This window comes from Candidatus Aquicultor sp. (assembly GCA_036504445.1).
GTDB lineage: Bacteria > Actinomycetota > Aquicultoria > Aquicultorales > Aquicultoraceae > DASXVE01.
The window spans coordinates 113,346-121,556 of record DASXVE010000030.1 but is presented as its reverse complement, the minus strand read 5'-3'; the positions used below and the strand labels follow the sequence as shown (position 1 = coordinate 121,556).

The following is an 8,211-nucleotide window of genomic DNA, read 5'->3' as shown; positions in this document are numbered from 1 at the left end:
CAGGCGTACATCGGTGTACTCATCGATGACCTGGTTACAAAAGGCGTAGATGAGCCGTACCGGATGTTTACGTCGCGTGCCGAGTATCGCCTGATTTTGCGCTCGGACAACGCCGATTTACGTCTTTCTAGGTTTGGGTATGAGCTTGGGCTTATCGCTGACGGCAGGTACGCACGGGTAAACGCAAAATCGGCATTCATTGAGGAGACGGTTGCTCTGCTCGGTTCGACATATCTGCCACCAACCGATACTATAAACGATATACTGGTCTCAATGGGAACGACTCCCGTGAATGGGCAGGTGTCGTTGCTTGAGCTATTGCGCCGCCCTGAAGTCTCGGTCGGCCAGCTCACACAGTTTGCGCCGATGCTTGCGACCGCCCACCCCGTGTTGCGGGAGCAGCTCGAGATCGAAGTTAAATACGAGGGATATATTAAGCGGCAGCAATCGCATATACGCCAGTTTAAACGCCTTGAGGCAAAAAAGATCCCCGCTGATATCGAGTATGCCGAACAGCACGGTCTCTCGTACCATGCGCGTGAGAAACTAGCGCAGGTGCGCCCTAACTCTATCGGGCAGGCATCGCGGATCCCCGGCGTCTCTCCCGCTGATATAAACGCGCTGCTTATCTGTCTTGAGCAGTACTCGCGGGAGAACAACGCAGCCGATGTGCGGGAAAGTGATGCAATCGATGAATCCGACACCAGCCGAGCTCTTAGCTAAAGGTGCGAGTGAGCTTAATATAAAGCTTACCGACGCTCAAGTCACCGACTTTATGCGCTATCTTGTCGAGCTCCAAGAGTGGAACGACCGGTTCAACCTCACAACCATTACCGACCCGCATGATATTGTTACCAAGCATTTTCTCGATTCAATATCTCTTTTGAGTGTATGCAATATTCCGTATAGCGCAGCCGTGGTCGATATCGGTGCCGGTGCCGGTTTTCCCGGTATACCATTAAAAATCACCCGACCGGATATCGAGCTTACACTTCTTGAATCTTCAATAAAAAAAGCAGGTTTTCTGGAGCATATCACCGATATCCTTGAACTTAGCGAGGTTACGGTGGTTGCCCAACGTGCCGAAGATTTTGGTCGCATTCAAAAATATCGTGAATACTTCAATATGGCGCTCTCTCGGGCTGTCGCCGAGGTTGCGGTGCTCGCAGAGTACGCACTTCCCCTGGTAATAATAGGTGGGCGCTTTGTTTGCTATAAAGCAAAGGGCGTTGAAGAAGAGGTAAAAAAAGCGGAATTTGCCGTGCATATACTTGGCGGTTGCGTTGAAGAGATAGCTCAAGTTATGGTACCATTTCTTCAAGCAGAGCGGTATTTGGTATCGATCGCAAAGGAAAAATCGACGCCGCCCACCTATCCCCGAAAGGCCGGGATACCGACCAAACGACCGCTGCTAAAGTAGCACGACAAGCAGGAAAAAACGCAGCTTAGAAAAGGGTAACCATGGCATTAGGGCTATTTTCTCGTCGACTACAACAACTTGAGGAAGAAATTAGAGCCGAAAAACCCATAGCGACCGACTACCCCTCGCACGATAGTTCCGGCGAGCGGAGCGGGCTTACCTACGCGGTGGTTAACCAGAAAGGCGGCGTTGGTAAAAGCACGACCGCCGTCAACTTAGGGTCGTATCTTGCGGATATGGGGCAGAAGGTGCTCCTTATTGATTTTGATCCTCAAGGCAATACCAGCAGCGGTCTGGGTGTTGATAAAGACTCATTACCTGCGTGTATGTATGATGTGATTGTTGATGAGAAACCGCTTTCGGCCATCATCATCCGCACTCAGATAAAGAATCTTTTCATCGCTCCGGCTACCGTACAGCTCGCGGGGGCTGAGATCGAGCTCGTGTCGGCACTCTCGAGAGAGCACCGGCTCAAGCGGTCGATTTCGCAGATTAAGTCGCATTATGATTACATTATTATCGACTGCCCGCCGTCGCTCGGGCTTCTCACGGTGAATGCGCTTACCGCGGTCGAAGAGCTTATTATTCCGGTGCAGTGTGAGTTTTATGCGCTTGAAGGCTTAAGCAAGCTACTTGAGAGTGTTCGTTTGGTTAAGAACAACCTCAACCCGGACTTGAAAATCGGCGGTGTGCTCATGACCATGCATGACATCCGCACGCGCCTATCACAACAGGTCATCGATGAAGTTAAGAAGTTTTTTCACGAACTAGTGTTCGATACCGTGATACCGCGGACGGTCCGTCTGAGCGAGGCACCGAGCTTCGGTGTCCCGATAAATCGCTATGATGCGCAGTCAAAAGGCGCACAAGCATATCAACAATTTGCAAGGGAAGTGATGGAGCGTGCAAAAAAGAGGACTGGGTAGAGGGCTCGAATCGCTGATACCAACCATAACGCACGAAGCAAGCGCCCCGCTGCTCCTCGACGACGAGCAAGCGGGCCGCCTTCAGGATATACCGATTACAAAAATCGTGCCCAACCCGAACCAGCCGCGCAAGACCTTCGACGAGGAGTCGTTTGATGAGCTTTTGTCTTCGGTTAAGGAGCACGGTTTAATCCAACCGGTTGTGGTTCGCCCGGTTGGGACGCTGTACGAACTTATTGTTGGTGAGCGTAGGTGGCGGGCAGCAAAAGCGGCCGGTCTCGAAACCGTACCGGCGCTTATACGGGAGACATCGGACATCGAAGCGATCGAGCTTGCGATAATCGAGAATGTCCAGCGGCAAGATCTCAACGCGCTCGAGGAAGCCGCCGCCTATTATCATCTGGTCGAAGACTTCGATTTTACACAAGAAGAAATCGCTCAGCGGGTGGGCAAAAAGCGCAGCACTGTTGCCAATATGATACGCCTCTTAAGGCTGCCGGATGCGGTTAAACAAATGATTGTTGAGGGTACGTTGCAAGCAGGGCATGCGCGAACCGTCCTGTCGCTTTCGACCGAAGAACTACAAATCAAGCTTGCAGAGCGCGTGGTCGCCGGGGGTTTAACGGTGCGGCAAACCGAAGCGCTGGCAAAGTTGTGGCAAAATCCCGAGAAGGAACGCAAAGCAACACCGACCCCTATGCACTATCGCATCAAAGCAAGAGATCTATCGAAGCAACTCTCCGCCAAGGTTAAAGTGAAACTGCAAGGCGAGAAGGGGCGCGTGGAGATCCACTTTAAGTCGGAAGTTGATCTGCAACGTATCCTGGGAATATTAGAATCCGAGAAGTAGCGCGGCATGTTTCTCGATGCCCAGTATTTGTAAATATTGCATCCTGGGTTAAGATAGAGATGAGGACATGCTCAGTTTGTGGAGGGAAGCAAATGGAAGATAAACGTTTTGGCGCTGCTGAATTTAGTTTAGGCTTACTCCTGGGCTTGGCGGCGGGCGCTATAATAGGGCTCTTATTAACACCCCTTACAGGTGCTCAGGTGAGAGGCCAGATTGCACATAGAGCGACAGGTATTCGAGCGACAGTTATCGAGCTAATCGATCAAGCCCGGGCCTGCATCGATCAAGCGGCCATCCAAGTAGAAAAAGTCGTAGGTTTGCAAGAGCGCAATTTACGCAAGCAACTCGATGAGATTAAATCCCAGCTCGAGGAGTACCACTTAAGCGAAGCATAGAAGTGCTTCTCGAGAAGGTCCACTATAGTTCTATACTATAATCAATGCTGCACATCATGGCCAACCGGCGCTTATGCGGCCCCGGGTAGTGAGGTAATCGTAGCAGTACCCGGAATGATAACCATTGGAAATATGAGCACTACAGATGAGGAATTGTTGTGAGTAAGAAAGTCGCGGTTTTAATGGGTGGGCGCTCGGCGGAGCGCGAGATCTCGCTCTTAACAGGCGAACAAATCTATAACGCCCTTATATTAAAGGGGTACGATACGGTAAAAGTTGAGCTCAATGAGCGTGTCGGGCAGACGCTACTTGCGTTGAAGCCCGCCGTCGTTTTTATAGCGCTGCACGGGCGCTTTGGCGAAGACGGCACAGTTCAAGGCATGCTTGAAATTCTCGACTTGCCATATACGGGCTCGGGCGTTTTGGCAAGCGCAATCGGCATCAATAAAGCGATATCCAAGCGCATTTTCGAATCCGCAGGTATTACGACGCCCCGCTTTTCCGTAATCTCGAAGCAAGCATATTCTTTAAGCACGGATATGCTAACCGAAGCTATGCGCGAAGTCGGCCTTCCGGTTGTCGTTAAACCCGTGTGTGAGGGCTCAACTATCGGTATGAGTATTGTCGACAACGAGGGCGAGCTTGCCGGGGCGATTGAAACTGCGTTTCTATATGATGATGAAGTCGTGTTGGAGCAATTCGTTACGGGGACCGAGATTACCGTCGGTATTCTAGGGAACGAGCCACAGGCGCTCCCGACGCTGGAAGTTGAGACGACAACCGGTTTTTATGACTATAAAACAAAATATACCGCCGGCTTAAGCAAACACATTATCCCGGCGCGTATCCCTGAAGAGCAGCAACAACAAGCGCAAGAAATGGCTATTAAAGCTCATAACGCGATCGGGTGCCGTGGGTTTTCCCGGGTTGATATCATTGTCGGCGGGGACGGGACGCCATACGTACTCGAGATAAACACAATCCCCGGCATGACGAACCTGAGCCTCTTTCCTGATGCGGCGCGTGCCGGCGGTTATGAATTCCCCGAGCTGGTCTCATATATCGTTGAGCTCGCGCTTGATGGCCGAGCCTAGACCGTCACAGCAGAAGTCTACTCTTGCTCCTGCGGCGCTTCTTGTGCGTGCTTAATGTGGTTCCACACATACACAGCAACTAAAACGGCAAACACGGCAACGATCGCATAATCAAAGCCGTGGAAGACATTTCGAATCCGTTCCCAGTTCTGTCCCATCTTGACACCGACATATGTCAGCATGAGAGTCCAAGGGATGATGCCGATGACGGAGTACGCGAGAAACTTACTAAAACCCATTCTCGATATACCGGCCGGTAGCGAGATAAACGTGCGAACAACCGGCATCATTCTCGTAAAGAGAACAGTGGCTTCGCCGTAGCGATCAAACCAGCCGTCTGCTTTTTTAATATCTTTGGTGGCTATAAGCACATATTTACCGTACTTCTCGAGCAGCCTTCTACCACCGCTTTTGCCAATAAAGTAAGTGATAGTCGAGCCGCATGTTTGCCCTAAGACGCCTATGGCTACCACAGGCCAAAACGACAGCACCCCCTGCGATGACGCAAAACCACTGAACGGCATCACTACCTCGGACGGGATGGGGATACAAGCGCTTTCCAAAAACATCGCTATAAAAACCGCAGGATACCCGAATTCTTTAATGACAAACACGACGGTGTTGGCTATTAGGTCTAGTAGTGACATGATTTCCCTTTCACACGGCAAAAGTCTTCATGAAAACGTGAGCGGCACCCGGCACACTCAACAATAAATTACACCGAGACTACACAACCAATATACAGTACCATATGTGCGCGTAATTTTTAAGGCAACCCGGTTAGAAGCGACCGACGCTGTTTCTGGTCTTGGTAACATCGATGATGATCATTGCCGGCAGGATTGCGGCGAGAACGACGAGCCATTCATTGACGCCGAGCGGCCGGGTGTTGAAGAGTGATTGAAGAAACGGCACATAGATGATGACGAGTTGTAGTGCGAACGACCCCGCAATCGCAATGAGCAGGTAGCGATTGAGAAATACCTCTCTTGAGAACAGTGTCGTCGCCGCCGTGCGGTAGTTTAGTGAATGCAAAAGCTGAATTGCTACCATGGTTGTAAACGCCACGGTTTGGGCGGTGGAAAGCGAGCTGGTTTGCACTATCCCTCCACCCGAAAAAAGCGGCGTGCCTTCAACAATGAGCGCTCCGACAAATGCGCCAAGGATGCCGATTGTCAGTACAAAGCCTTGCCAAATGACTCGAACCAAGCGCGGTCTAGAGAGAATGCCTTCGCCAATCCGGCGTGGCTGGCGCCTCATGAGGTCGCCGGCGGGCGGTTCAACCCCAAGCGCGAGCGCCGGGAAGCCATCGGTAATGAGGTTGGTTAAGAGGATTTGCACCGGCAACAGCGGCACCGGTAATCCGATCATTAACGCGATAAAGACCGTGAACACTTCACTCGCATTGCAGGAGAGGAGAAACAATATGAACTTCTTCAGGTTATCATAGGTGAGACGTCCTTGCCGCACAGCAGCCACGATGGTTGCGAAGTTGTCATCGGCGAGAATGACATCGGACGCCTCTTTTGTGACATCGGTTCCAACTTTACCCATCGCAATTCCAACGTCGGCCTTTTTGACGGCAGGCGCGTCATTAACGCCGTCACCGGTCATAGCAACGATGTCTCCTCGCTGCTTAAACGCCTGCACAATTTTTACCTTATCCTCCGGATTAACGCGCGATAGCACGGCGATATTTTCGATAGTTGCGGCAAGTGCACTTACGTCCATTGCGCCAAGCTCAGCGCCGGTAAGCACATACTTGTTGTCCAGAAGACCAATTCGTTCAGCGATCGCCCTTGCGGTAAGCTTATGGTCGCCGGTGACCATCACGACGTGCATACCAGCGGTTTGTGTGGTTTTAATAGCCGTGGCAACTTCCGGTCGCGGAGGGTCGGCCATGCTGATCAGCCCCGCAAAAACGAGATCACGCTCAACCTTATCTGTAGCCTCAATTGCCGCCCGAGGCTTCGCATCTATTGTTTTATAGGCAAGCGCCAAATTGCGATACCCTTCGGATGAGAGCGTGCTAGTGGTCTCAATAATGTGCGACCGCGCTTTCGCTGAAAGCTGTTGCACATGCCCGTTGACGAGCTGGTATTCGCATCGCGAAAGTACAACCTCCGGGGCGCCTTTTGTAAGCACCAGGAAGCCGTTAGTATCCCGGTTTATCGTTGTCATCCGTTTTCTCTCCGAGTCGAACGGAATCTCGCCTACACGTGGATGCTCGATTTCGAGGAGTTCTTTTCTCTGCCCTAAGGCATCCGCAAACGATATAAGCGCGGTTTCTGTCGGGTCACCGGTAAGCTTCCCATCGCCGATTCTGTGCGCATCATTACAGAGCGTAGCAATTGTCAGCAACTTAGTGATATCATCAGCAGATGTCGCGGCCTCGCCGGTAATATGTCCGTCTGCGAGAGAGGACATGTGCCCGCCTACATAAATACGCTCGACCGTCATCCGGTTTTGGGTTAACGTGCCTGTTTTATCTGTGCAGATAACCGTGGTTGCGCCGAGTGTTTCTACTGCGCTGAGGCGGCGCACGATTGCATTGTGTTGCGCCATAGCCTGAACACTCAGCGCTAACGTCACGGTGACAATTGCAGGAAGTCCTTCAGGGATTGCGGCAACAGCCAAGCTCACAGAAGCCAGAAACATAAAAACCGGACTAAATCCCCGGAGAAGGCCGGTCACAAAAACAATAGCGGCAACAGCGATAACGATGACCGCAATTCCCCGTCCAACCGAGTTAAGCTCGGTTTGCAAGGGGGTCCTCTCCGCCCCTCCCTGGATAAGCTCGGCTATCCTGCCCATTTCAGTCGCTAATCCGGTTGCAACAACTACCGCCCGGCCATGCCCGGCGGAAACGATTGTTCCTAAATACACCATATTGTCGCGATCGCCAATCGGAATATTTGGGTCACTGATGGTTGTTGCGGTCTTTGCCGCCGTTTCCGATTCACCCGTAAGCGCCGCCTCACCGACCAAGAGCGCGCCCGCAGATACCAGTCTCGCATCCGCCGGTACGATGTCACCGCCTTCTATGAGGATGATATCACCGGGCACAAGGTCGCGAGCCGGTAGCCGTTCCTCGACGCCGCCACGCACAACCCTTGCTTGCGGTGCCGTGAGTTTTTTGAGCGCATCCAGTGCCTGTTCGGCACGATATTCCTGCGTAAATCCAAGGACGGCGTTAAGGAGCAGTATCGCCACAATGGCCAGCGTATCTGTAAGTTCGCGCAGTAATAAACCGGATACCAATGCCGCCGCCACAAGCACCCATATAATGAAATCGTTAAATTGGCTTAAAAACAGGGCGAGCGCCGTCGGCCGCGCTTTCTCCGGCAACGCATTCGGTCCGCATGCTTCCAGCCGCCACGCTTCATCTTCCGGGAGACCGCTTGTGATATCCGTTCTAAGCTCAGCAATAATCTCGTCCACGGCTTTGGTGTGCCATGCCGGTTGCGCCATTGTTTCCCCTTGTACGCTAGCAGCGCTTGCCGGAATATCATGAAGATAACCCCGG

The 8,211-nt window shown here is 52.0% G+C and carries 8 protein-coding genes; 6 read left to right on the top strand and 2 right to left on the bottom strand.

Going from position 1 to position 8,211, the window contains the following annotated elements; all coding sequences use genetic code 11:
- The 6 genes from VGK02_10835 to VGK02_10810 form a co-directional block, all read left to right on the top strand.
- Positions 1 to 723: tRNA uridine-5-carboxymethylaminomethyl(34) synthesis enzyme MnmG (locus VGK02_10835; GenBank protein HEY3375533.1), on the top strand; the 723-nt coding region annotated here is incomplete at its 5' end.
- On the top strand, positions 692 to 1,420 hold the full coding sequence (gene rsmG, locus VGK02_10830) for a 16S rRNA (guanine(527)-N(7))-methyltransferase RsmG (GenBank protein HEY3375532.1): 729 nt from the start codon (positions 692 to 694) through the stop codon (positions 1,418 to 1,420). The genes VGK02_10835 and rsmG, both read left to right, overlap by 32 nt.
- Positions 1,421 to 1,461: 41 nt before the next feature.
- Entirely contained in the window at positions 1,462 to 2,346 is an 885-nt protein-coding gene (locus tag VGK02_10825) for an AAA family ATPase (protein HEY3375531.1), read from the top strand.
- Positions 2,324 to 3,196, top strand: coding sequence for a ParB/RepB/Spo0J family partition protein (locus VGK02_10820; GenBank protein ID HEY3375530.1), 873 nt, complete (start codon positions 2,324 to 2,326; stop codon positions 3,194 to 3,196). The genes VGK02_10825 and VGK02_10820 overlap by 23 nt, the downstream gene beginning before the upstream one ends.
- A 92-nt stretch (positions 3,197 to 3,288) precedes the next feature.
- Positions 3,289 to 3,591 (top strand): YtxH domain-containing protein, encoded by a 303-nt coding sequence (locus VGK02_10815; protein ID HEY3375529.1) that lies wholly within the window; start codon positions 3,289 to 3,291, stop codon positions 3,589 to 3,591.
- A gap of 158 nt (positions 3,592 to 3,749) precedes the next feature.
- A complete protein-coding gene (locus VGK02_10810; protein ID HEY3375528.1) occupies positions 3,750 to 4,685 on the top strand; it encodes a D-alanine--D-alanine ligase in 936 nt (311 codons plus the stop codon).
- A 17-nt stretch (positions 4,686 to 4,702) separates the two neighbouring features.
- On the opposite strand, the gene VGK02_10805 is transcribed toward VGK02_10810, so the two are convergent.
- Positions 4,703 to 5,332, bottom strand: coding sequence for a DedA family protein (locus tag VGK02_10805; protein HEY3375527.1), 630 nt, complete (start codon positions 5,330 to 5,332; stop codon positions 4,703 to 4,705).
- 133 nt (positions 5,333 to 5,465) lie between these two features.
- The gene (locus VGK02_10800; protein ID HEY3375526.1) at positions 5,466 to 8,156 is read right to left on the bottom strand and encodes a cation-translocating P-type ATPase; all 2,691 of its coding nucleotides are present in this window, start codon (positions 8,154 to 8,156) and stop codon (positions 5,466 to 5,468) included.
- Positions 8,157 to 8,211 lie beyond the last annotated feature (55 nt).